The following is a 26,259-nucleotide window of genomic DNA, read 5'->3' on the forward strand; positions in this document are numbered from 1 at the left end:
GTCGTGCAGAATCATCGCAGATGACTTCTGCGCAAGGAGGACCAACATTACTCTCAGTTGATTCGTTTCCTTGCCTCACTAGAAACTTACTTAAACTTCTTAGTGACTCACCCTGCTCGAGTGAGGTGCGCATTATACGCTGGAAGTTTTCAGTGTCAACACTTTTTGAAAATTTATTTTCGAAAGCGTTTCTTTCAAACTCCCGTCTTTACTGGCCTATAAAGCTAGTAGAGACTCACTTCGTTTGGTTAGCTGTTTTGCTTTCCCCCCGAAGCGGATGCGCATTGTAGAGATCTGCCATTAAAGGTCAAGCGCTATTATAAAAATATTTGATAAAAGTGAACCGAACGGTCGTTTTCTAGTCAGATGTGATAAATAGTAGACAATATAGGCTAATTGCTAATAGGATGGTTGTTTAGATCCTATAAAGTAGTCACTTCTAAAGTGGTGAAACAAACTGCCGTTAAGCATACTTATAACAATGTATGGTTAATGCGTATGTTTCACTGAAGCGTTGTCTGATAAGTTCGTTGGAACAATTAATTGTATAAACGCCGTGCTCGGTAGAATACTACGCGATAATTATAAAAAGGTGGGTTTATGTTTAAAACTCCTACATTGCTAACTACAGCATTACTTACATTAAGTGTAAGTGTGGTAGCGGTGGCGCAAGATAGCGTAAAAGCCGAAGCGATGGATAACGCTTCTCGCTCAGTTAACTCATCGGAAGATAATAATCGTTTTCAAACTACGTTTCTTAAAAGACAAGTTGATCAAAACATGTCTGTGGGTCGCGCAATAAGCTCTATTGCTAGCCACTATCCGCAGGAAGTTGTTTCTATAGTAGATGTTGCGCTAGATACTTACCCTGATAAATACCGCGAAATATTGTTTGCTGCTATTTCAACGCAACCCGCGCTTACCGAAGAAATTGTACAGCTAGCGATTGAGAAAGACGTGGCTAGCTGCCCTAGTATTGTCCAGCTGGCCATTAAAGCAGAGCCAACTTACGTTGATTTTGTTGTGCACGCAGCATCTGTTGCAACACCCGAAGAATTAGACGAAATTGTTCGCGTTGCAGTACTAACACAACCAGACGCAGCAGATAGTATTGTTCAGACTTTATCGAAAGAACACCCTAATAAGATAGTAGAAATAATGACAAGTGCGCTCAATGCCGTTCCTTTTGTAGGTGAATATGTAGTAGACGCTCTATTAGCTGTATTTCCTAATGAAGCAGAATCTGTTGTAGAAACGGCAGTACGCGAATCGTCCGAACAACGTGAACAAGTTATGCGCATACTGAGCACAGCACAAAATGCAGGTGTTGATAAATCGAAGTTAAAAGAATACGCGCTTTCAGCTGGACTGTCTGAAGATGACTTCAATAGTGCTGTCGAGTAACCTCCAATTTTAATAAGTATTTTTGAATGTACTTATTGAACGAAAGATAACAAAAAGCCGCTTGGTAAACCAAGCGGCTTTTTGTATTTACGCTATACACATGTCTAATTGATTGTATAAAGTTGAGCAGCTTCTTTATAAAGCATCAATTCCGCTTTTAACAAATCTACCTTTGCTTTTATTTCTTTAATTTGGGCTCTGATCTCACTTTGCATTCGTGCATTAACAACAAACATATCGCTGTCACCTGCATCAAATCGTGTGCGCTCTACCTGCGATAGGGTTTTTGCAAGCTCAGCATTTTCACTCTGCAGTTTTACAATGTCCTTTGCTTGAAACCAAAATACATAGGCTTGTTCAAAACGTTGCGTTATTGATTGCTCGGTAGACGTGAGCTTGTGTTGTAACTCTCTTTGTTTTGATAATAGCTGCGAACGCTCTGCCTTTGCTTTGCGGTTTCCTAACGGATAGCTAAACGACAAACCTAGTTTGGTTTCCGTTCCTTCTAGCGTTTCTGGACCTGAACCAACATCACGAGCAACCGACGCCTTTAAATCTAACTTTGGTAGTAGACTGTTCTCCGCTAGGGCCGCTTTATTCTGAATCACCTGCTGCTCTAGCTTCATAACGTCTAGCTCTGGATGCTGACGAAGTGCTTTTCTTAATTTTACTAGCTGTCCATCACCAACCCAAAAGGGCCACTCAATTTCTTTAGCTGGTTGGTCTTCGCGGATCTGCAACATATCTCCGTTTGCTGTACGCCAATAAAACGAGAGTAATTGCGCATGGGCATCTCGCTTTTGTCTTAATTCAGCCAACAATAATTGCTGTTGTAGAATGTTAGCTTTAAATTCAGTAAGTACAATACTGGCAATGTCGCCCTTTTGTACTCTTGTTACTAGTGCTCGTTCTCTCTCAGCGGCGGTCTCTAACAGTCCTTTTACTGCCTCAACCGAAAGCGCGCTTTCGTACCACGAAATGTACTCACTTACACCTTTATAAACAAACTCGTTAATCATACTGGTTGCAAGAGCTTGCCACTGTGACGTTGCTAAGCCGGCATTGCGCAGCTCCGTTCTTCGCTTATCAATCTCTCGACCTTGAAGAAGCGAAATTGCTACACCAACACTTGCCTCACCCGCAGATAATGTATCGTAAGCGCCTTCGTATGATGGAAAGTCACCACCTGCTAAACGATATTCAGTAAATAACGTACCGTTAAAATCTTCGATAGGGTTTGAAAAGCGCTGCGCCAAACTTGTTCCATCATAATAACCACTAACGCGACTATTCGTTTTTTGCTCGATAAACGGGTCAAAGCTACTTCTTGCTATTTCAAGTTCTGCAGCCGCTTGGTAGTTACCTTCATTAATAGCCAATACGTAAGGATGATAATTCACCATGCTATTAATTAGTGCGTCTATTGTTGGTGCAGGCATCTTCATCTCGTCATTAGCGTTTACCGACGAAACGACTAATGCCAAAGAGGCAACAACCCCTTTTACCACTCTAGAAAAGTGTTTCGCCACAAGCTTCTTCTTGCATAAGTTAGCTGTGTTAGTGCTTATCAACTGCTCTACTTTAAAATTATTGGTTACCATGGTGCGCTGCTAGTGCCTCCCATGGTTTGTGGTTGCTCGGTTGGTAACGGCGGGAAGTTATTAAGCTGACGCCACATTTCATAACCAAGACGTACCTCTTCAAGTAACACCCATGCCTTTACCCGACTGCCTAAACGTGCAGAACTTTCTGCAGGCCATGGCACATCGTTTTCGTCGGGGCGGATCCATACATTAAAATCACCGGTTGAATTTGCTACTGGTTCAACGTACACCACTTTTCCGCCAAAAGTACCTATTGCAGAGCCAGGCCACCCGCTAAACTGAAACACTGGCCACCCCTCAAACTGTAAGCGAGCTTTCGCACCTGGCTTAACTAATGGTGCATCTAAGCCTCTTACCGTTACGCGCACACTGCGCTTCGCATCAGCTGGTATAAACTGGCCTAGAATATCGCCCGAATTCACGTACGTAGATACGCCGCCGGAAAGTAGCCTTACCACAGTGCCATCGACAGGCGCCTTCTTAGTTTGCGTAGACTGACGAGACAGCGTCATACTTACGCTGTTAATATCAGATACCGACGCCGCCACTTTCGCGCGCAGCTCCTGAACCGTTATCTGCGCTTTTTCAACTTCTTTTGTAGATACCAAGCCTTGTTCTTGAAGCGCACGTTGGCGTGCTAGGTTGTTCTCTGCGTTTTGAAGTGCAGTTTCGTTTGCTTCCTTGGCAAGATTAGCAGCAGAAAGCTGCGACTGAAGCTTTTCTAGTCTCTGGGCATCAATATCGATGAGTGTAACAATAGGATCGCCCGCTTTAATTTGTTGGCCTTCACGAACATGCCACTGCTTAACTTGACCATCTACCAGTGCGTTAATAGGTTGGGTACGATCTTTAGGATCGAGAGAATCTACCATACCCGTACCATAAGCCGTTTGGATCCAGGGGGTAAAATAAAGAACCAATCCTGCTGACAGTACAAGAAAGATTATAATACCGCTAACTACTCTATGCAGCTTTGGCACTCGTAGCGAAGGTAATGTTTCAATGTTATCAAGGAAACGTCTTTCTGCATTATTCATTTATGCATCCTCCCCTGACTGTTGAATGTCTGTAATAGCGCATTCAACCTCATCAATATCATAAATAGTCGCTTGCGCGTTGTCGTGCATATGAAGCACACCGCTTAAGCATTCTGACATAGGCATGTTGGTGAAATACAACACCGTAAATTCGTACTTTTTCAGCCTTTTCAGTAAGCGCGAGCGCAAGTCCACAGGAATAGCGTCGAAGTGTTGATTCAATATCAGCAGTTTTGGTCTAGCAATAATCGTTGCCGCAAGCTTTAACAATAAAAACTCTAATGGTTGTAGTGGTGCTCCAAGCACAGACACTTTTGTTTGTAAGCCTTCAGGTAAAGCATCAATTACCTTGTGCATTTCTACTTCTTCTAATGCGTGGCGAATATCCGCATGGCTGGCTTCAGGCTGTGCAAGCTTCAAGTATCGTTCAATAGACACTTCAACAATTAATGAGCGGTCGAGTATGGTTACTGCCTGGCGTAATTCGTGGGTGTCATAGTCGTTTAAACTCAAATCGCCAAGCAGAATGTCGCCGGCTGGCACGCGTTCGTACTTCTTAAGGTAACCCAGAAGCTGCTTTTGTACCCAGCTTTTATCGGATGTTACGAAATACTGTGTACCAGGCTGTAACGTTACGTCTACCTCACATCTATCGTCGCCGTAGGCCAACGTCACCTTGTTAAACACCAACTTTGACGATGCTGGGATAGCCACCGAATCGGAATGAAGCACTTCCTGCGGAATTTTGAGCGCACCACCAAGCTTCTCGGCTGCGCCATATAGCTCGTAGTACAGTTTTAGATACTGTGTAAAACGTGACAAGCCAAGGAATACCGCTGACATAACCAGCTCAGCTGCCACCAATTGACCAATAGAAAGCTCGCCTTGTACAACCAGCACACCACCTATGCCTAGAAGCGCAGCACTCGAAATGGCATACATAAGAAGGAACATAACAACTTGCGAAAACGTGTAGTGAAAATGCGCTTTGTGCTTTTTCACATAGCTATTGATGTAGCCTTCCGTGCTTCTTCCTGCATATTCCACATGATCGGCAGACTTAAAAAACTCGTGTGCGCTGGCGATATCGTGCAACCATTTTGCAGATGCATATTTTGCATTAGAGAGTTCGATAGCGGTTCGCTTAGCGCCTCGACCCCAAATTTTCCACACTGCGTACATCGTCATTAGTAGCACTACGTTGAAAGCAAACAACGCGGGGTGATAAAAAGAAACCAGCGTAAAACCCACCAGCATTTGAAGTACTAACGCAAAGCCGTCTATCATCAAAGACGGAATGTTCTTCTGCAACGTCATAATATCGAAATAACGCTGCGTAATGCTTACGTTCTGGCGGCCTTCAAAAAAACTGTGCGGCGCCATTATAGTTTTAAGACCAAGCTGAGAAGTTAGCCGCGCATATACTTTGCGCTCGTAGAACTCCATAACACGCATACGAAGTGCACTAAAAATGCCCGAGATAAAAAGGGTAAGGAATAGCACAACAGCTAGAATTACCACTGCTCTGGTAGAGCCAATATTAGCAATGCTGTTAATAAGCGTTTGAACTGCAATAGGTACGGCGAGTGTCATTAAGCTTATTGCTACGCCATATGCAATGGCTACCCAGAAAAAGCCAGATTCAGGTTTTAGGAGAGAAAAGAGCGTCTTGCGCGTTTCACGTAAGTTTATTGCTTTTGCCATAATAGTATCTTCAGTAACACCGCTAGCTTTATTGTACTTAAGTGTAATGCAACACTTACTTAGAATAAATCTGTTATATTCTTCTTAGTTCATCGACAAAAGCTTAGTTATGCATCATCTAAACTATCATCACCTGTATTATTTCTTTTTAGTCGCTCGCGAAGGCAGTATTGCCAAGGCTGCGAAGCTGCTACACGTTACTCCTCAAACCGTAAGTGGGCAGATAAGTACATTTGAAACGCAATTGGGTTACTCGCTGTTCGATAGAATTAATAAACGCCTTCATTTAAACACGAAAGGTAAAGTGACGTACCAGTATGCCAGCGAAATATTTCATAAAGGCAACCAATTGGCTGAAATACTTAACAACAGCGACGAAGTGAATACGAAGGAATTCGTGATTGGTATTACTAACGGCATACCTAAAGTACTTTTCTACGATTTTGTGCACAGCACCATGCGACAGTTTTCAAATGTTAAGTATGTTATTAAAGAAGATAGCTTCGACGGCTTATTAAAAGAGCTAGCTATTAATACCATTGATTTCATTGTAGCAGATAGAAGTATTGCACCTGGTACGCAAGTTAATGCTAACGGCCACTTTTTAGGTGAAAGCTCGTTAAGTTTTTTTGCAAAAGAACCATTGTCTTCAGAAGAGTGTTTCCCCGAATGTCTAAACAACATGCCGCTTTTAATTCAAGGCAACACATCTGGTATACGCAATGTACTAACCAGCTGGCTAGAGACAGAACAGCTTTACCCTAAAATTGTTGCCGAGTTTGACGACACAGCGCTACTTAAACTTTTTGGCAGCGAAAACTTTGGCGTATTTTGCGCGCCCTCCGCTATTTCATCTCATGTTGAAGAACAATATGGTGTGCATTGCATTGGTAATGCATCAACCCTTAACGAACGCTATTACGCTATAACGGGAAGAAGCAGAGCTGATTACACTATTAGTGAGTCGATAATTGAGGCAGCGAGGAGAATACTGATGCCGCATAAGACGCTATAGCACCAATGTACGCATGTTTCGCGGCTGGATAAAAAGCGAGGTTAGTGGAAACTACAAAAACAACAAGAAGAGCCTAAGCGTTTCATCATTGCTTAGGCCCCATCTCTACAATTACTTTCTACGTAATCTAGTAAGTGAAATTAACCCAAAAGCAAAAATGGCAAGCGTAGACGGGGCAGATACCTCGGTCGCTTCAAGTGTGAAACCATTAATAATGGGGTTGTTGTCACTAAAAGGTGCGTCTCCGCCAAACGCTATGTTCAAAACTGAATCACTCGCAGTAAAGTCATAACGTATAAATGCGCCAACATTTGGTGTTCTAACAATTGGGCTACTCAAACCTGTGCTCTGAACTACATAAGGAGCAAAGTTATCAACCGCTTTACTTCCCTCTAAAAAAACGTCAAACCCTCTGGTACAACAATTTTCAGCGAAAAGTAGTTGCAATGAATATGTCGCACCAACATTCAAATTCGCCAAATCGATAGTTAGTACGTCTTCTTTGTATGTTGATAGTTGATTTCCAGACGATACTCTTGGACTCCAGCGTATAGAGCGCATTACGGTTTCAAGGTTATTATCGTTAGCAGTATTTCCGTAGTCTGCTGTGTGCCAATTTAAAATTTCATTTACTGCAGAGAGACTTACCCCTTGTGTGGTATCGGTTGTGAATGTTGCATCACCAATCGAAAACCCGCCAGCGCCACGTGCATTAACCGCATAAACAAAATTACCGTCGAAATCTAGTCCTTCGCCGACGTCACCACCAGTAAATGTGCCCACCGTAATAATCGATGCATTTGCATTTAATACTGAGAACAGAGCAACAAGCCCCGCCGCTTTTACTAACAACCGCTTTACATTACCCATGTAAATCTACCTCTTTTAATCACCATAGGAGTTTTTCGATAATTGATCAGCAATATATGCGCCACTTTTAATTATAAATATAAACAATAGGCTACAATTGAGCGAAAGGAGAACGCCGCAACTTTGTAAAATATTTCGACATCTCAAACATGCATGCCAAACCGTAACAATCAACAACAATCAAGCTGCGACACCAGCATGTAGCGAAGAAAACATCAGATTAAAGTTAAATATTTCATCAAGTAAGTGTACTATTTCTAAAAAATTTACTTTCAAGGAACGCTCGATGAAGCCAGTAATTCTTGCCGGGGGCACAGGAAGCCGTTTATGGCCGAAGTCTCGTGCGGCGCTACCAAAACAATTTTTAGCGCTAACGTCAGATCAAACAATGATTCAAGAAACAGTAATGCGTCTTGCTGGGGTGGATGCACTGCCACCTTCTATCATCTGTAACGAAGAGCACCGTTTCTTAGTAGCTGAGCAAATGCGCCAAATTAATATCGATAACAGCGATATTTTGCTTGAGCCGGTGGGTAGAAACACAGCACCTGCAATTGCACTTGCGGCACTACATGCAACGGCAAATGGAGAAGACCCCACTCTTTTAGTGTTGGCAGCCGATCATTTAATCCAAGATAGCGCTACTTTCCAAGCACAGATAAAACAAGCTCAAATTCTTGCAGAGCAAGGTAAATTAGTTACCTTCGGCATTGTACCGACACAACCACACACTGGGTATGGATACATCAAGGCCGGCGCAGCAATGGGCAATGGATTTGCAGTAAGCCAGTTTGTAGAAAAGCCTGACATGGATACCGCAACACAATATGTGAATTCAGGAGAATACTTCTGGAATAGCGGTATGTTTATGTTCAAAGCTAGCGTTTTCCTTAAAGCTTTAGAACTACACGCGCCAGAGATGTTTACAGTATGTAGCAAAGCGATAGCTCAAACCGAAAGAGATTTAGACTTTATTCGCATTAGCAAAGACATCTTTGCCACCTGCCCTAGCGATTCAATCGACTACGCGGTAATGGAAAAAACGGCAGATGCAGCAATGGTTACATTAGATGCGGGATGGTCTGATGTAGGTAGTTGGTCATCGCTGTGGGAAACGGGCAAAAAAGACAGCAGTGGTAACGTTACAATAGGCGACACGCTACTTGAGAGCACAACAAACAGCTATGTGAACGCAGAAGACTGCTTAGTATCGGTTATTGGTTTAGACGACGTAGTGGTTGTGCAAACCAAAGATGCAGTAATGGTTGCTAACAAGAAGAATTCAGAGCAGATTAAAGCGGTTGTTAACCACCTTAAAAAGCACAAACGCCCAGAGTTTGAATTTCACCGCGAAGTGTTCCGCCCTTGGGGAAGCTATGATTCAATTGACGAAGGCGGTCGTTTTAAAGTTAAACGCATAACGGTGAAACCTGGCGAAAAGCTGTCTGTTCAAATGCATCACCACCGCGCTGAGCATTGGGTAGTAGTTTCAGGTACTGCAAACGTTACCGTTAATGACGACACCACTATGCTTACTGAAAACGAGTCTATTTATATTCCAATTGGCGCCGTACACGCACTAGAAAACCCAGGAAAGATTCCACTAGAGCTTATTGAAGTTCAATCGGGTGCTTACCTTGGCGAAGATGACATTGTGCGCTTTTCTGACCGATATGGACGTTCTGATAAATAGCGTACTTGAGATAGCCTCATCTGTATCCAATAAAAAACCGAGCGTAGAGCTCGGTTTTTTTGTATTTTACTATTACTTACTAAGTATTACTTAATCTGCGTTAAATAAATCGCGGCTGTACACCTTATCAAGCACATCTTCTACATCAGCCGTTACGCGGTTAGCCACAATAACATCAGATATCTTTTTAAACTCTTCCAGGTCGTTAATAACGCGAGAATTGAAGAAATCTGCTTCTTTTAATACCGGCTCGTAAACAACAACTTCAATACCTTTAGCCTTAATGCGCTTCATAATGCCTTGAATCGCACTGGCTCGGAAGTTATCAGAACCAGACTTCATGACCAGTCGATAGATTCCAACAACTTTAGGCCTGCGACTTAATATGGAGTCTGCAATAAAGTCTTTTCGCGTGCGGTTTGCGTCCACGATAGCCTGAATCATGTTGTTTGGCACTTCGCTATAATTAGCTAACAATTGCTTAGTATCTTTCGGTAAGCAGTAGCCGCCATAGCCGAAACTAGGATTGTTGTAATGCTTGCCAATGCGAGGGTCCAAGCCCACCCCTTCAATGATTTGCTTAGTATCTAAGCCGTTTCTTTCTGCGTAGCTGTCTAATTCATTGAAATAAGCAACACGCATTGCTAAGTAGGTATTAGCAAATAATTTAATAGCTTCCGCTTCTGTGCTGTCTGTAAACAACACATCAATATCTTCTTTAATTGCACCTTGTTTAAGCAATTCTGCAAAAACCTCTGCACGCTCGCTGCGCTCACCCACAATTATACGGCTAGGATACAAGTTGTCGTGAAGTGCTTTGCCTTCACGTAAAAACTCAGGTGAAAAAATGATATTTTCTGAACCGAAGCGTGCTCGTGCTTCCTTGGTATACCCAACTGGTACTGTTGACTTGATTATCATGACAGCGTTTGGATTAATTTCCATCACTGTTTTGATAACCGCCTCTACGCTACCTGTATTAAAATAGTTCGTTTGAGGGTCGTAGTCGGTTGGGGTGGCTATTAAAACGTAATCTGCGTCTTTGTATGCATGCTCGGCATCTAACGTAGCTTCAAGGTTAAGTTCTTTGGTTGTTAGGTACTCAAAAATCTCTTTATCTTCAATGGGCGATTTCTTGCTGTTTAAAAGCGCTACTTTTTCGGCAACCAAGTCGACTGCTTTTACTTCGTTGTGCTGAGCTAGTAGTACGGCATTTGAAAGCCCTACATAGCCTGTTCCAGCCACTGCAATCTTGTATTTTTTCACCCTGTTCTCCGTTACTTTTTTTTTAGCCTTCATTACGCATGCCAACCACACTGTGTTAGCTGCTTTTTATTATGAGTAAACTTCCGTTATACGGCTACAAATATTGCATTATTAGCGAGCTATTTACTAGTTATTGCTACATTTGTTTTATTGGAAATTTTATATTTGCATCTTTGCTGAACGTTGGTGCTATTAGAGTGTGTGAAGCAAAAGAATAAATGAGGGCAAACATGCAGCGTAGATACTAGCTACACGTTTTGCATATTTAGCTAGCTTTAATGCAATCAGCTAAATGATTTGAAAGATCAGTGGCAGTATTCGCGCATTCACTCTCCACCATTACACGAATGAGTGGTTCGGTGCCTGACTTCCTTAACACCAAGCGGCCAGTATTTCCCAACTTTTCCTGCACAGTTGACACTTCGTGCTTAATCGAGTCGAGTGATAATACCGAATCTAGATTACTGTGACGCACGTTCACCATGCACTGTGGAAGCTTGTTCATACCTTGTTTAAGCTGGTTTAAAGAATAACCACTTTTAACAATAATCGACAGAATTTGCAGAGCAGCAATAATCGCATCGCCCGTGAATGTGTAGTTGAAGTTCAGTATATGGCCTGATGTTTCACCACCAATTTTCCACCCGTTTTCATTCAGTTTTTCAACTACGTAGCGGTCGCCTACTTTCGAACGAACAAACGGAATATCCAACTCTCGAAGGGCTAACTCTAAACCAAGATTACTCATCAAGGTTCCAACAACGCCGCCTTTATAGCCTTGTTGTTTTGCTTCTCTTGCCATTAGGAAGAGTATCTCGTCACCGTCAACAACTTCGCCGTTACCGTCTACAAACATTATGCGATCGGCATCGCCGTCAACGGCAATACCCAAATCAGCTTTACATTCAATAACCGAAGCGCTAAGCGCAGCGAGTGACGTAGCGCCACATTCATAGTTAATATTAACGCCGTTAGGTTTATTACCGATATTGATTACCGTTGCACCAAGCTCTTCAAAAACACTTGGGGCCACTTTGTAAGCTGCACCATTAGCACTATCTACAACTATTTTTAAACCCTCAAGGCTCAGTTCTGAATTAAACGTGCCTTTGCAAAACTCTATGTACCGACCAGATGCATCTTCAATTCGTCTTGCCTTACCTAGCTTTTCAGAATCAACACACTCAATGCCGTGCTGTAGTGCATACTGTAGCTTTTCTTCAATTGCGTTTTGCTGCTCTGCGCCAAGTTTAGCGCCACTTCGCCCAAAAAATTTAATACCGTTGTCGTAATAAGGGTTGTGAGAGGCACTAATTACAACACCCGCATCTGAACGAAACGTTGATGCCAAATAAGCAACCGCTGGCGTTGGAATTGGGCCCGCCAACGCAATATTTACCCCAGCCGCAGACAAGCCTGCTTCTAAGGCAGATTCAAGCATATAACCGCTAGCACGCGTATCCTTACCTACTAACACTTCTTTGGTGCCATCTGCCGCTAATACAACGCCAGCCGCCCAACCAAGCTTCATTACAAAATCGGGCGTCATTGGAAACTCGCCAACTTTCCCTCTAATTCCATCTGTGCCAAAAAACTTCTGTGGCATTTTAAAACTCCTTATGAAAATCTTTCCTCTTACTTCAGAGGTGTACTTGAAACGTCTAAAAAGGTGCTGCACTTAAAAACGGCTCTAAAACTTACTTTTATGAAATTAACTTACTAAAGATTCCTAGCATCGCATCTGCATTTGTCACACGGCTGAACTTTGATGCGGATGCAAAACTGTTAGCCTTCATTTGTGAATATACTTCTTTATTTTCATATAGCTGAAGAATCCCGCCCTTTATTTCTTTAACATTTTCACTCTCTACGACTAAGCCTGAATTGGTACTTCGTACTATCGATGTAGCTTCACCCTCGGGTAAACTGAGAAGAGTAGGAATACCCATTCCCATACACTCAAATATCTTCGATGGGATAACAGTTTTAAATAGGTCATTATTAACAAGGGGTACTAACGCAATATCGCATAGCGACCAAATTTTAGGCATTAATTCCTTAGGCTGTCGGTTAATTAGTATAACGTTATTCAATTTTTTCTCTGCGACTAACTCCTCCACTCGTTTACGAGCGGCACCACCACCAACAAATAAAATTCTTATGTTGCCATATTCTTGCAATTGTTCCGCAACATGAACTATTTTTTCAAGCCCATGAGCCATTCCGTGAGTACCGATATAACCTGCTACAAACTTTCCCTCAAGATTATACGTTGAGGCTAGTAATGGGTCTTTATCCGAAGCTGGTTGAAACTTTTGCAAGTCAACACCATTCAAAACCACCTCAATTTTATCCGAATTAACTCCGCGCTCTATCAGTTCTTTCTTAAAAGCATGAGTGACCGAGATAATTGAATCGGCGCGACGATACAAGAACATCTCAAGTTTTTCTAATAATTTAATTACAAAACTCTCTTTCATAGCGCCAACTGCAGTTATCGACGCAGGCCAAATATCTCTTAATTCGAAAACAAATGGCTTTCGCCTAACACCGGAGAGCGCCCAAGCACTTACTGCAGTAAAGAACTGAGGTGAAGTTCCGACAATAATATCGGGCTTTTTAACAAATAAGCCAGCAATAAACCCTGAAAGCATGAAGGATAAAAAATCGAGGATCCGTTTTAAAAACCCTTCGTTTGCTGTGATGTATGTTTTAACTCTTACTACATTTATTCCGTCTAAATCAGATTTTGAGTACCAGCTATTTTTAAAACCTTCAAATACTTTACCCTCAGGAAAGTTTGGAGCACCTGTAATAACTGTGACTTTGTGTCCTCTTTTGACCCATTCCCGCGCATGCTCATACGTTCTTGTAGCCGGTGCATTGCCTTCAGGCGGAAAGTTATCTGTTAAAAATAAAATATGCATACTACTTAGCATTCCAGGTAAATTCGATATGGTTTTCAGGGCTACTAAACATAATTTCCAAACAGCTATTTTGTTGTGATATTCCAAAGCCTGGATGCCAATTACTTTTAGAGACCATCGCTTGATGACCTTTTAAATCAGCAACTAGTTCAAAACGCTTGCCTATTACCTTTAACTTTTCATTAATTAACGTGACGTTTAGGTCTGGATGCAGATAAAAGCGTGCCTTTGCTCGTGAAAATTTGCCATCTAACTTATCGATTACTTTAAGCGTTGATTCACTGAGAAACACTGTTCGATGATGATGAGGACCTGAGTAGATTACCTGATAACCATCGTGTCCTGCCTTTAGCTCTATTGTATCAGCAACTACCTTAGCTGACGCAGATGTTATCCGAGCACGCTTTGCAACTCTAAATCCGCCCCAAACTTGTGATGAATCTAAATCATCAACTTCAACTGTATTGTGAGACAGTGTTTTACGCTCTTGAAGACGTTTTTCACCTACCCCGTATCGTGAAGTACCTGTATTAACAAATACACGTTCACTTCCAATCGACAATTCAAATGCTAACGTGTCTGCGTGAGCATGCCCTGGTATGTAATCAGGGCCCACGTTACCAGCGTCAAAAATCAGTTTGTTACCACTGTGAGTAGCGACCATATATCCGCTAGGGCGAGAGTCTATTGCATTTACTTGTTGTATATCTAATTCTAGCAAGCTAAAACCAAGCGCTTGAGCATATGCCTTAATGCGCGCTTGGTTAGGTGCAATCCCATCCACCGAGTCATTAAAAAAGCTCACGCCCTGGTCGTTATGCGATACCAACTGCATGAAGTTAAGCATTTTAGGAATGTAACTTTCAATAAGATGAGTTAACTCTTTGGATACTTGTTTTGGATAAGCCCTGCACAAGTTATACATGTCAAGCATATCTACCAGAATCAAAGAGTGATACATGGGTGTGAGCTCAAAATTAGCACCATCTTCGAGCGTTTGCTCTGGGATTTCTGACATTAGCCCTTTTTCTGCAAGCTTTAACCAACGAGTGTTATTAAAAATTACGCCAGCAAAAAGCAGTGCCTTGAGGTTTACAAAATAATGGTTTCCCAACAGGTGCTTTTCTAAATCATTAGATAAAAAGCTAGCTTGTGCATAAACACTTTTAAAGTGCTTTTCCTGCAGTGGCAAACCAGCTTGCCATGCTTTAAGAATGTTGGGCACTCGTAGCGAAATCGGGTATGGCTCCCAGCCGTTGCCTAACCCTATGGGGTTTTCAGCAGCCCATTTATTTAAAAGTGCGATATGAAAATCATGCTTAGTGTTGGCATTTACTGAGAGTAAATCTTCAAAATAATGAAGGTTATAAACCCATAACTTACTATGCGACTCATCGTTCCAATCTGCAGGTAGGTCTAGCTGTTTAGTAAACCCTAAAAAAGTAGCCGCCAATTGTGATGAAATTTTTTCGTCATACAAAGGAGCATGCACCCACATAGCACTTTTTTGTGGTTCATGCCCCGCGTATTGCTCTGTTACTTTAGGTTTAATTAACTTGCGGTAAATCCTAAAATAGAATTGCGGCCAACGAAGATATTTGAGCGTGTGGAATAGTAAAAGTAGCTTTTTCATAATCACAAAAAGGGGGCAAAGCCCCCTTGATACATCCTTATTAATGTGGATTAGTTGCGTAATTGCTCAGCAATATCAACTGATACACGTGCAACTTCAAAAATTTCATCTTGAGGGATTGGGCTCACGCCTCCCGCTTTTACTGCGTCCATAAAAGCTTGTGAGCAGGCCGCTTGGCCTTTGTCTTGTGACCACAGGTTCATTTTTGAGAAACCTTTCCAGCCAAAGCCCGTTAGTTTACGGAAGTTGTCTAGTTGTAACACTGCATCATCACAGAACACTTCAACGCGTTCTTTCGGGAATGATTTACCACCATTAGCAAAGTAGTGAATCGAACCAACAGAGCCATCCTCAAACGTGATGGTAATAATGGCTTTGTCTTCAGTGACTTCGACATAATCATTCTCACCCATTTTTATCGCTGAGAAAGACTTAATCTTAGAACCGGCCAAAAAGCGCATTAAATCAATATAGTGGCAAGCTTCACCAATAATACGGCCGCCACCCACTGCAGGGTCTTGCGTCCAATGATCAGCAGGGATATCACCTGCGTTCATCGTCATAATGAAGGTCTTAGGTGCTGCTTTTTTCGCTAGCAATGCTTTCATTTTTTGCACTTGTGGCGCAAAACGACGATTGTAGCCAACCATTACCATTGTGTTTGCAGCTTGTTGCACCGCTTCTATCGCATCTATTTCAGCATGATTAAGCGCAAGTGGCTTTTCTACAAACACATGCTTGCCCTTTTCAAGAGCTGCAATGGCTTGAGGCGCATGCAAGTTATGCTGCGTGGCAATCACTACGGTATCTGTATTACTATCAAGCGCCTTATCAAGGTCTGTAGACGCATTGGCAAAACCATTCTTCTTACCATGGTGTACCGCACTAATACCGCCACTAGTTACAATAGAAGTTAAGTTAGCGCCTGCATTTTTGAATGCCGGTATTAATACACGTGATGCATAGTTGCCACCACCGATAAACGCAACGTTACCTTTACTAGCGGCAAAGCTAGCTTGCTCATTAAGTACAACTGTTGCTTTGGTTAGATCAGCAGCATTGGTTTTGCTGTAATCCAAAACAATACCTAGAGATGCTCTATCATCTAGTTTTTCGTATGCAGCTTTTGCATCATCAATTGCAAAACGGTGGCTGACAAGCGGCTTCACATTCACAGTACCCGACGCCATTAAATCAAGAATCGCTTCAAAGTTACGCTGCTCAGTCCAACGCACAAAAGCAAACGGGTAATCTTTGCCTTTATCTTCGTACTCTTCGTCATAACGGCCTGGGCCATAAGAGCAAGATACCTGAAAACTTAGCTCTTTCTCATAAAAATCAGCACGACTTAGCTCTAAACCAACCACACCTACCAATACAATGCGGCCACGCTTGCGGCACATAGTGGCTGCTTGGTGCATGATGTCATTGCTCTTTGAGCTAGCAGTAATTAGCACAGCATCAACGCCTCGGCCGCGAGAAAATGCCTCTGCAGCCACAAGAGCGTCTTCACCTTTTGAAAGGTCAACAACTTCTGCACCAAATTGTTTTGCTAACTCACACTTAGCTGAATCAAAATCAATACCAAGTACGCGGCAACCATTTGCTTTTAATATCTGTACGGCAAGTAAACCAATTAAACCTAAGCCAGTTACAACAACTGTTTCACCTATTGTTGGTTTAATTAACCGGATGCCTTGCATGGCAATAGCACCTAAAACTGTAAATGATGCTGATTCGTCATCAACGCCGTCAGGAATAGCAGCCACCAAGTTTTTAGGTACACGCACTACTTCTGCATGGTTACCGTTAGAAACCACACGAGTACCTGCCTCAAAGCCCGTGTCACCGCCATCAAGTACTGTGCCTACGTTGCAATACCCTAGCGGTAATGGCTGGTCAAGTTTCGATTTAACTGCATCATAAGTTGCAGAAAAACCGTCGGTTTTAACTTTGTCTAGCACCATTTTTACTTTGTCTGGTTGAGAACGCGCTTTTTCAATCCAGCCTGATTTACCAAAATCCACTAACATACGTTCAGTGCCTACTGAAACGAGTGTTTTAGTGGTTTCAATTAAAACATTCCCTTTTTTAGCCTTAGGGCAAGGCACATCAACTAATGACGTCTCGCCATTAGCGAGGTTTTGTAATACTTGTTTCATGAATTACTCTGAAGCTTATCAGTTAAACAAGCGAACTCTGAATCCCACAATTCGCCATTTCTAAAATCGTTAGCACGTTGAATGAGAGAGCTTCTGAAATGACAATCACCCATCTTATGCATGGCATTCATGATTGCTGCTTTTATTGAGTCAGATGAATTATATTCGCACTCAACTACATTCAATGCTTCACTAGACTTTGTACCACTGTTGACTTCTTGATTAACCAGTGCAAGCGTTGCGTTAGCGACAGCATCAAAGACTTTATTAGGACTCGCCATCCGATTGATAGGAGATTCCGGGTCGTATAAGCAACCAATAAGGTCGCTGTTCAATGAAAATTTTTGGGCTTCAAGAGAACTAACGTATCCGTGGAAAGTAACAAAACGATGCCTATTGAGGTTCTCAACAACGCTTTCATCACCAAAACCAATGACGTCAACCTTCAAATTATAACCTTGCTGGATTAAATCGTTCACAGCCGTAATTATTTTTAAAACACCTCTATGCTCATAAACGCCACCAGAAATAAGGATTGTAAAGCAGTCGTTTTTTGCCTTGTTCTCTATTGGTACTAAGTCATCGAATCGGGGTTTGTTATGAATAATATAAGTATTCACATTTTCTGAATAAAGGGTATTTACTCGAAATGAATCAACATGAATGCCATAATCTGAAAAAGAAAAAACCTTGGACTCAAGATACCTTAGCACCCCAGAAATATAAGAAGCACCTACATATCTGTCAGCATATGTATCCAATACGTCATATAAAATAATTCCTTTCTTGCCAAGGAGTTTAGCAGATAAATATATTCCTAACGAAGCGTCAAAATCCACAATATAAAAGCAGCGACTTTTACTTTTTTTAAAGAAATATATAAAAAACGTTATGAAGAAATAGATTGGAATTGAAAACAACTTAGAAAACGAACCTCGCTTTGAGGGCAAGCCTAGGTGTCTTATACTATAACCGGATGTTATGCCAACGTCTTCTCCACGATGAACTCCATAGAAGGTTACGTCATGACCAGACTCTATGAAAGAAGCGATTACTTTTCGGGTCCTTACACATGGATACCCTTTGAACTGAAAAACATTAACTTCCACATCCACCCTCTACTATGTCTAGAAATCTTTTTGTCATATCGTGTCCGTTAGCGTAACGAGTGAAATAGTCATGCGCATTCATAGATACCTGCTCTATATTTTCGTCTTGCTTTATTTTAATCATTTTCAAAGCAAGTTCTATCGGGTCTTTATAATCATCTACCAAATACCCGTTATAGCAGTCTGAAATATTCTTAATCTCGCCTCCGCTGATTGCATTCCTTGAAGTCAAGAAAGGAATACCGTATGACATTGACTCTAAGATCGATAAACCCGCTTGGCCTGGCGATACTGACAAGAAGCTTCCTTTGATAACGTCCGCTTTAGTACAAGATTCAGATATATGACCATGAAAATTTACAAATTTGGAAAGATTGAGATTTTGCACCATACGTTCGAGTTTATTTCTCTCCTGCCCGTCACCTATTACGTCAAGCGTAAAGTAATAATTGAGGGAGTGGCATATCTTTAAGGCTGAAATTAGAACATCTATCCTTTTCCTTTTATTTAAACCACCTATAAATAATAACTTGTAAGAATTACTCCAACTAAATTTGGCTTCTGAAAATACACTATTTACGATGTAACCTGCTGTTTTAAAGGAAGCGTCATTGAGCGGCATGTAAGAAATTATTCCTAAGCTTCTATTTGAAACGAAAGCCCTCATTTTATTTACAAGGAAATTATTTCCTTTTCCGATGCCCCAAAGAAAAGACTTCGAAACCATTCTTGATAAAATCAGCCATAAAAAAAGTTTTTTATCAAAAATGCAAACTCCACTCTTATATTTATCTAGACAACTTGAGTCCACAAAATAACAACCCAAGAAATTCCTTATTGCAAGCTTACGAAAAGGACTTGGAACACATGCTTCACCTATTATATAAATATCGAACCCTTTGTTACTTAAACTTTCTAACATTGGTTGCCTCCACTCAGGGCAACCAATTGTTATAATAAATCTATCGTTCATCTTTCATCTTCCCAAACGACCTAATCAAAAGTAAAAACGTAGTTAAAACCAATACCACTTCAGAGATTAAGTATGAAATTGAGAAGTCTAACAAAGATATGGATTTTCCTACGCATGATATATAAGTAAACATCGAAAGCGCTGCAATTAGAACACTTATCAGATTCATATTGCTGTTTCCGAAGGATATGAGCTTCGAATTAATCGGCAAATATATTCCATGAATAAAAACTGAAAGAAAGATAACGTAAAACAGTACATTGATATAATCGCTTTTAACTTCAGATATAAAATTCAAAGGAACCAAGCTTATAAGGTGAATTGAAAAAAAATAAAAACAACCAACTATAAAATTAAAAAACGCTACCTTCTTAACAACTGCATTGTCTGATGACTTTGAAGCTAAAATTTTAGGTTCAAAAATAATCATTGTGATAGCATATAAAAATGTTATTGCACTAGCCAACATCAAAGGTTTACTGAACTGTCCTAAGGCTTCTTGGCCTAAATAAAACACTATTAGCAACCTGATTCCGTATGTCCAGCTGTTTGTGGATATCGAAATAAACGTAAAATTAAGAATATCTTTGAAATTATATCGAATAAAATTTAATACATCTACAACATTCACCCTGTAAGTTAACTGCTCGTTCATAAAATAAAGAGCACACAGAAAAGAAGACAACGATACGAAATAGTAATACTCACTAAAATATTCTACATTTATTAACAAAAGCAGATAAAAGACAGCTGTCGAAAGCACACTAGAGCAAAGCCTAAAAGCGGCATAACGTGTTGTTTTCAGTCTTATTGAATAAAGTGCTATTTGTGAAAAAGTGAAGAAAAGTGAGGAAAAAAATAAATTTACGAAAAAAACATCATCCAACAAAAATATTATTGAACAAAGAAGCAAGCATAAGACCGAAGATTGAATAAAAAGTATAAGTTCGCTATTTCTGCTATGATGTATCATCATATGCTTAATACAAAAGTACGAAGAGATACCGCCGACTAAAACTTCATAAGTAACGTATTTTATTACTAAACCATACTCTACATTTAGAAGAAAAAATCCAGGACTAAAAACTCTAAACCAAATTAACAATCTTGAAAAAAATTCAGCAACTGCTTTATTGATCATTCTTTTTTAACATCGCTTGTAGAGACTCAATAATACACACGAAAATCACCGCTAAGATCAAATTATAAACCAAAATATCAAAACTAGAACCTCGGTAATATAGTATGAATATAAATAAAAAAAGGGCCATAGAAACTTTACTGCCTATCGACGTTTTAGCCTTGATACAATAAAACCAAAAACGTTCAAATATATCAGTTATCAACAGAGCGAAAAAAACCCCTAATATATGAAAGTTCATAAACAACTCTGATAAATAATTTACGGGAAAAGACCCTCCTATATTTCGAAAGCTGGGATCATACAATTTGGTATATGCGTCAATTGAGCTAATAATAGGTAAAGAGAGCCCAGTACTATTCCAACCTAGAAGAACCCCCTTTAATAATGTTTTACCAAACAATAGCTCGCCAATATCGTCATTAAAAATATGAATAGCATTCAGGCTATGGAAATAAAAGTACGTAACTTCCGTATTATTTCCCAGTGCCGAATAAAATATATCTGAATTGACATATAGATAAACAGCATTTAGAAGTGAATAGAAACTATCTACCTGAACACCACCATAACCTCTTAGTACAGAAAAAGACAAAATCATTACCATGAGCATGACAGGTACTAGAGCCACTTTTAAAAGACTTATCTTTTTTCCGTAAGTCAGGAGAATAATTATCGATAGTATTGGAAATATTAAAAGTCTTTTTGAAAAAATTGCTACAGGTGCTAAGACAACTAAAAAGAAGATAACGAAAGTAAACTTCGTAAGAAATGAAAATTTTTCGTTAAAAAACGGTACGGTTGCTAAGGGCAAACCTAGCATATAGAGTGGGTAGAACTCGGTTTTAGTATATATGTAGATTAAAATTAAACCCAATACTCCATATGTTTTAGGTAGCGCATAGCAATCATTTTTTTTAAAGAATAAAGTTGGTATTTTATAAGAATAAATATAGCTATGTATTATCAAAGAAAACATAAATATAGAACTATATAATATAGTTTGCCAGCTCCACAGCGCACTTTCATTAATATAATTTTTATAGTAAACATTTCCATGCGAGAAAAGAATCGCACCAAATAAAAATGAAAACAATACATAGTTAATTGCAACTTGACTCGGGCGAAAGAAGTAAACAGAGAATGGTTTGCCACTGAAGAGGAATAGAACCACATTTAAAGCTAGTAACACTCCAAATATAGTTACGTTGTAACTATGTATGTCCATCGAAGATTACCAAATTCCTTTCGTATCAACTAATATGGCTTGTGGGCTTTTTGTAGCTTTGAATTCCTTATGATCTACCAGTAATACTGCGACATCAGCTTCTAATGAAGCCTGCTCTAGTGTTTTTAAGTCAAAGGGCTCATTGCTTAGTTTCGTTATATTTGGTTCAACAGCGATCACTCTCCCTTGGTGCATTGCTGCAATTTGACGTGTGATTCCCATAGCAGGACTTTCACGTAAGTCATCAATATCTGGTTTAAAAGCAAGACCATAACAAGCAATTGTAATATCTTCAATGCGCTTAGTTGGATTAGCTTGTAAAAAGTCACTAATTGCAATTTTAACTTTATCAATGACCCAATCCGGTTTTGCGTCATTCACTTGGCGTGCAGTGTGAATGATTTTTGCCTCATCAGGTGTTTTACTGACTATAAACCATGGGTCCACTGCGATGCAGTGACCACCTACACCTGGGCCTGGTTGTAAAATATTGATGCGAGGATGGCGGTTAGCCAGTGAAATAAGCTCCCACACATTAATGTCCAGCTTGTCACAAATGATTGAAAGCTCATTCGCAAACGCAATCTGTACATCACGGCATGAGTTTTCAGTAAGTTTTGCCATCTCAGCGGTACGTGCGTTTGTTATAACGCACTCACCCTCTACAAAGGTTTTATATAGTTCAATAGAACGGTTTGAACACGTTTTAGTCATACCACCGATAACGCGGTCGTTTTCAACGAGCTCGCGTACAACGTGACCAGGTAATACGCGTTCTGGGCAATGTGCTACGTTAACGTCGGCATTTTCACCTGTTGTTTGCGGAAAGCTTAAATCTGGCCGTGCTTCTGCTAACCATTCGGCCATTTTTTCTGTTGCGCCTACAGGTGAAGTAGATTCTAAAATTACTAAATCACCCTTTTTTAGCACTGGCGCAATGGCCTTACTTGCAGATTCAATATAAGCAAGGTCTGGTTCGGGGATAGTACTGCCATTATTTTTAAATGGTGTAGGCACTGCAATTAGGAAGGCATCGGCCGGCTCTGGCGCAGTGACGGCTTTTAGGTAGCCTTCCTTCACTGCTGCGTGCACTATCATATCCAACTCTGGTTCAACAATATGGATTTCACCGCGGTTAATTGTATCAACCGCATGTTGATTTACATCAACGCCAATAACTTGTTTTTTTCGTGATGCAAACATAGCTGCAGTAGGCAGGCCAATATAACCAAGGCCCACTACTGAGATAGTATTAAATGACATGATATTCCCTAAACTTATTAAACTTTAAAATTTTTATTGTGCCAAGATATCTAAAATACGCTCGCACGCTTTTCCGTCGCCATATGGGTTATGAGCAAAGCTCATTTCGTTATACGCATCTTGGCTGGTAAGTAATGTGGTTAGCTCATTAATAATGGTTGCTTTATTCGTACCAACAAGTTTTACAGTGCCAGCTTCTACTGCCTCTGGGCGTTCTGTGGTATCGCGCATTACCAATACTGGCTTACCAAGGCTGGGGGCCTCTTCTTGAATACCGCCTGAGTCCGTTAAAATGATGTGCGCGCGGTTCATTAAATACACAAAGGGTAGGTACTGTTGCGGTTCAATTAGCTTGATGTTATTGACACTCGCTAAAATGCGGTTCACTGGCTCTTGAACATTAGGATTTAAATGTACTGGATAAACTACTTGTACATTTGAATTAGCTTTTGCCACTTCTACAAGTGCTTCACAAATACGCTCAAACCCGCCTCCGAAGCTTTCACGGCGGTGACCGGTTACAAGTACAAGTTTTTTAGTTTCGTCTAAAAATGGAAACTGAGCGTTTAATGTGGCGTTTAAATCTTCATTTGACTCTAATTTTTCCTTAACCATCAAAAGCGCATCAATTACTGTATTGCCTGTGATATGAATATTGCTATCATCATAATTTTCAGCTTGAAGGTTGGTTTTACTTGTTGCTGTTGGCGCGAAGTGATATTTGGTTAGAGCTCCAGTAAGCTTCCGGTTTGCTTCTTCTGGCCAAGGGCTGTAAATGTTACCCGTACGCAACCCGGCTTCAACATGCCCAACTGCGATTTGCTCATAATAAGCAGCTAAACTAGCTGCAAAAGTAGTTGCTGTATCCCCATGTACAAGCACGACATCTGGTTTGAAGTCTTTTAAGACGGGGGTTAACTCAAGCAGAATGCGACTTGTTACCTCTGGCAGGGTTTGGCCTGCTTTCATTAGGTTTAAGTCATAATCAGGCGTGATGCTAAATAGCTCTAACACTTGGTCAAGCATCTCGCGGTGTTGAGCAGTAACGCAAACCTTTGCTTCGAAACGCCTGTCTTTTGCTAGAGCGTCTACTAACGGAGCCATTTTAATGGCTTCGGGACGCGTACCGAAAACAGTCAAGATTTTCATAACTTTTCTAGCCTCTCAAAAATTGTAAAGTAAACACCGAATACAAATAAGTATGATAAGAACAACTGAAACTCACTAAGAATTTGGTTTAACAAAAAGCCAGAGGCAACAATAGCGGAATAAACGATTGCCAGAATAAACAGGGTCTGCTTAGAAGAAAAGCCAGCTTGAAGCATAATATGGTGCGCGTGATCTCGACCCGGTTTTACAGGAGATTTCTTTCCTCTAACTCTGCGAATAACTACGGCGACCATATCCATAAAAGGTAATGCTATTAAATAAAGTGCCATAACAGGTGCTAGAGGTTCAGAGCTGTTTAGTGGTACTTTTATTGCCGAAACGATAAGCCATACAACAGCGAGGCCTATAAACATTGAGCCTGCGTCTCCCATGAATATCTTTCTTTTAAAAGGGAACACACCGAAATTTGCGAGTAGAAAAGGAATTAGAGCCCCTATGAAAGCTGCGCATATGTAAAAATTAAGGTCTTGGCCGCTTTCAAAAAAGAAGTAGCCCAAACCACCAATTGCTACAATCGCGCAGACGCCTAAAAGCCCATCTATGCCATCGACCATATTAAATGCGTTAATAGCGGCAATTACCGCCAAAAAAGTTATCGGGATACCAATCAAGCCCAACTGAATCTCACCTTGGCCAAATAAGTTGCCGAACGTGTAAATATAGTCACCCACACCAAACACAAGTATGGCGGATATTAGAAATTGACCAACGAGACGAATACGAACGGACAAGTCGTACTTATCGTCTAAGATCCCCATAAAAACCATGAGTGCGCCAGCAATCAAAAACAGTACTACAGAGTTGTCTTGTGGCACGAACAATGTTACCGATAAAGCGACAGCGACAAAAACACTTAACCCGCCTATTAGGGGAACATCACCATTGTGAGTTTTCCGCATATTTGGCTTATCCATTAAGCCAATTTTTGGAGCAACCGCTATTAAAGAATTTATAAGAACAAGTGAAGCTAAAATACTAGAAGTTACGAGTAATGTGGTCCCTAACATTGCTAACCTTTTCTGAAATATTTTATAAGTGAAAAGACGGATCCTATAATACCGCCGAGTATAGACATAAGTATAACAATGATAGCACGTTTAGGTTCTGATTTTTCTTCGGCAACCACAGGAGGGTCTATAGTTTTCAGAACATACTCTTCTCGAACATTTGCTAGCATTTTTGTTTGCTGTTGCTTTTCAATCAATTGGTAGAAAACGCTCTGCATGTCTGCTACATCAGTCTTTCTTAGCGCTTTCTGCAAATATTCGATGCTGTTTTGTGCTTCCTCAATATCTTTTTGACGCATTTGTTTATTGATGGCCTTGATTAGCTTTGACACTAACTCTTGCGCTAAGTATGGCGAATAATGTTTTACTGACAACTTCACCAATCCGGAATCTTTGTCTTGGCTAACTATTAAGTTATCTTTCAAAAACTTTTGGTGTGCCTCTAATAGGCTCGGCTCTACCTGTTTGGGCGGATTAACATCTCTTACCCACTTTTGCTGGTCAAGCTCGTAGATATCTTTATCGTAAACAAGGGTATTTTTTGACTGATCCCAGCCTTCAGCAGCGATAATTGCTGGTTTCAGGTCATTTTCGTCTATAAATTCACCTAGAAACTGTCTGCTTTTTAGTAACTCCAACGCTATCGTTATTTTTCCAGACGAGGCTCCACCAAGATTTATGCCGGCCAAAGAAGCTAACCCACCGAACTGACCGGCTAAAGAACTGAGACTACCGCCATTGTTTTCTTCTACAGGAGCGAGCAATGCCTCACTTTTATAGATGTTAGGAATACTAAGCGCATAAAAAATTGCAACTACTGCAGCAGTTAAGACAGCGCCCAAGATTGCCCACTTTCCTTGCCAAAGCGCAGTGAAAAGTTCCTTCAAGTCTATTTCGTCTTCAGAAACGTTACTAGCGATTTGCGGATTCCCATCCTGATTGTACATTAGTCTATTACTCCATAACGACTGCGAAAGTACTGAAACGCAGTCGATTTAATATCTCAGTATCGATATTGACTTGCATGATACATGCGTACGTCACTCTGGCTAA

At 40.7% G+C, this 26,259-nt stretch carries 19 protein-coding genes; 3 read left to right on the forward strand and 16 right to left on the reverse strand.

Annotated features, from left to right (window positions below; genetic code table 11):
• The first annotated feature begins 600 nt into the window (after window positions 1-600).
• Window positions 601-1,404 (forward strand): hypothetical protein, encoded by an 804-nt coding sequence (locus V7R35_RS14795; RefSeq protein ID WP_334015687.1) that lies wholly within the window; start codon window positions 601-603, stop codon window positions 1,402-1,404.
• Window positions 1,405-1,508: 104 nt separating this feature from the next.
• Here V7R35_RS14795 and V7R35_RS14800 read toward each other — a convergent pair whose 3' ends face one another.
• The 3 genes from V7R35_RS14800 to V7R35_RS14810 are packed head-to-tail and all read right to left on the reverse strand — an operon-like array spanning window position 1,509 to window position 5,749.
• Entirely contained in the window at window positions 1,509-3,005 is a 1,497-nt protein-coding gene (locus V7R35_RS14800; protein WP_334015688.1) for a TolC family protein, read from the reverse strand.
• On the reverse strand, window positions 2,999-4,045 hold the full coding sequence (locus V7R35_RS14805) for an HlyD family secretion protein (protein WP_334015689.1): 1,047 nt from the start codon (window positions 4,043-4,045) through the stop codon (window positions 2,999-3,001). Before V7R35_RS14805 ends, V7R35_RS14800 begins: the two co-directional genes overlap by 7 nt.
• Window positions 4,046-5,749 (reverse strand): ABC transporter ATP-binding protein, encoded by a 1,704-nt coding sequence (locus V7R35_RS14810; RefSeq protein ID WP_334015690.1) that lies wholly within the window; start codon window positions 5,747-5,749, stop codon window positions 4,046-4,048.
• 109 nt (window positions 5,750-5,858) lie between these two features.
• On the opposite strand from V7R35_RS14810, the gene V7R35_RS14815 reads away from it, so the two are divergent.
• Window positions 5,859-6,764 (forward strand): LysR family transcriptional regulator, encoded by a 906-nt coding sequence (locus V7R35_RS14815; protein ID WP_334015692.1) that lies wholly within the window; start codon window positions 5,859-5,861, stop codon window positions 6,762-6,764.
• 111 nt (window positions 6,765-6,875) lie between these two features.
• Here the strand turns inward: V7R35_RS14815 and V7R35_RS14820 are convergent, their stop codons facing one another.
• Entirely contained in the window at window positions 6,876-7,634 is a 759-nt protein-coding gene (locus V7R35_RS14820; protein ID WP_334015694.1) for a hypothetical protein, read from the reverse strand.
• Between the two features lie 286 nt (window positions 7,635-7,920).
• Here V7R35_RS14820 and V7R35_RS14825 point away from each other — a divergent pair, with 286 nt between their 5' ends.
• Complete coding sequence (locus V7R35_RS14825; RefSeq protein ID WP_334015695.1) at window positions 7,921-9,327, forward strand: mannose-1-phosphate guanylyltransferase/mannose-6-phosphate isomerase; 1,407 nt, start codon at window positions 7,921-7,923, stop codon at window positions 9,325-9,327.
• 90 nt (window positions 9,328-9,417) lie between these two features.
• Here the strand turns inward: V7R35_RS14825 and V7R35_RS14830 are convergent, their stop codons facing one another.
• The 12 genes from V7R35_RS14830 to V7R35_RS14885 all read right to left on the reverse strand — a co-directional run bounded on the left by V7R35_RS14830 (window position 9,418) and on the right by V7R35_RS14885 (window position 26,153).
• On the reverse strand, window positions 9,418-10,626 hold the full coding sequence (locus V7R35_RS14830) for a nucleotide sugar dehydrogenase (RefSeq protein WP_334015696.1): 1,209 nt from the start codon (window positions 10,624-10,626) through the stop codon (window positions 9,418-9,420).
• Window positions 10,627-10,858: 232 nt separating this feature from the next.
• Window positions 10,859-12,199: a phosphoglucosamine mutase gene (gene glmM / locus V7R35_RS14835; RefSeq protein WP_334015697.1), complete on the reverse strand. Its 1,341-nt coding sequence runs from the start codon at window positions 12,197-12,199 to the stop codon at window positions 10,859-10,861.
• Between the two features lie 97 nt (window positions 12,200-12,296).
• A complete protein-coding gene (locus tag V7R35_RS14840) occupies window positions 12,297-13,520 on the reverse strand; it encodes a glycosyltransferase family 4 protein (protein ID WP_334015698.1) in 1,224 nt (407 codons plus the stop codon).
• 1 nt (window position 13,521) lies between these two features.
• The gene (locus tag V7R35_RS14845) at window positions 13,522-15,000 is read right to left on the reverse strand and encodes a heparinase II/III family protein (protein WP_334015699.1); all 1,479 of its coding nucleotides are present in this window, start codon (window positions 14,998-15,000) and stop codon (window positions 13,522-13,524) included.
• Between the two features lie 203 nt (window positions 15,001-15,203).
• Complete coding sequence (locus V7R35_RS14850) at window positions 15,204-17,315, reverse strand: bi-domain-containing oxidoreductase (protein WP_334015700.1); 2,112 nt, start codon at window positions 17,313-17,315, stop codon at window positions 15,204-15,206.
• Window positions 17,312-18,154, reverse strand: a complete 843-nt coding sequence (locus tag V7R35_RS14855; RefSeq protein WP_334015701.1) for a hypothetical protein — start codon at window positions 18,152-18,154, stop codon at window positions 17,312-17,314. Before V7R35_RS14855 ends, V7R35_RS14850 begins: the two co-directional genes overlap by 4 nt.
• A gap of 259 nt (window positions 18,155-18,413) precedes the next feature.
• A complete protein-coding gene (locus V7R35_RS14860) occupies window positions 18,414-19,397 on the reverse strand; it encodes a glycosyltransferase (RefSeq protein ID WP_334015702.1) in 984 nt (327 codons plus the stop codon).
• 1,130 nt (window positions 19,398-20,527) lie between these two features.
• A complete protein-coding gene (locus tag V7R35_RS14865; RefSeq protein ID WP_334015703.1) occupies window positions 20,528-21,766 on the reverse strand; it encodes an O-antigen polymerase in 1,239 nt (412 codons plus the stop codon).
• Between the two features lie 6 nt (window positions 21,767-21,772).
• Entirely contained in the window at window positions 21,773-23,029 is a 1,257-nt protein-coding gene (gene wecC, locus V7R35_RS14870; RefSeq protein WP_334015705.1) for a UDP-N-acetyl-D-mannosamine dehydrogenase, read from the reverse strand.
• A 33-nt stretch (window positions 23,030-23,062) separates the two neighbouring features.
• Window positions 23,063-24,178, reverse strand: a complete 1,116-nt coding sequence (wecB, locus tag V7R35_RS14875) for a non-hydrolyzing UDP-N-acetylglucosamine 2-epimerase (RefSeq protein WP_334015706.1) — start codon at window positions 24,176-24,178, stop codon at window positions 23,063-23,065.
• On the reverse strand, window positions 24,175-25,206 hold the full coding sequence (locus V7R35_RS14880) for an undecaprenyl-phosphate alpha-N-acetylglucosaminyl 1-phosphate transferase (protein WP_334015707.1): 1,032 nt from the start codon (window positions 25,204-25,206) through the stop codon (window positions 24,175-24,177). Before V7R35_RS14880 ends, wecB begins: the two co-directional genes overlap by 4 nt.
• 2 nt (window positions 25,207-25,208) lie before the next feature.
• Window positions 25,209-26,153, reverse strand: a complete 945-nt coding sequence (locus V7R35_RS14885) for a Wzz/FepE/Etk N-terminal domain-containing protein (protein WP_334015708.1) — start codon at window positions 26,151-26,153, stop codon at window positions 25,209-25,211.
• Window positions 26,154-26,259: the final 106 nt, after the last annotated feature.

It is taken from the genome of Alteromonas sp. S167 (assembly GCF_036864375.1).
Classification (GTDB): Bacteria; Pseudomonadota; Gammaproteobacteria; order Enterobacterales; family Alteromonadaceae; genus Alteromonas.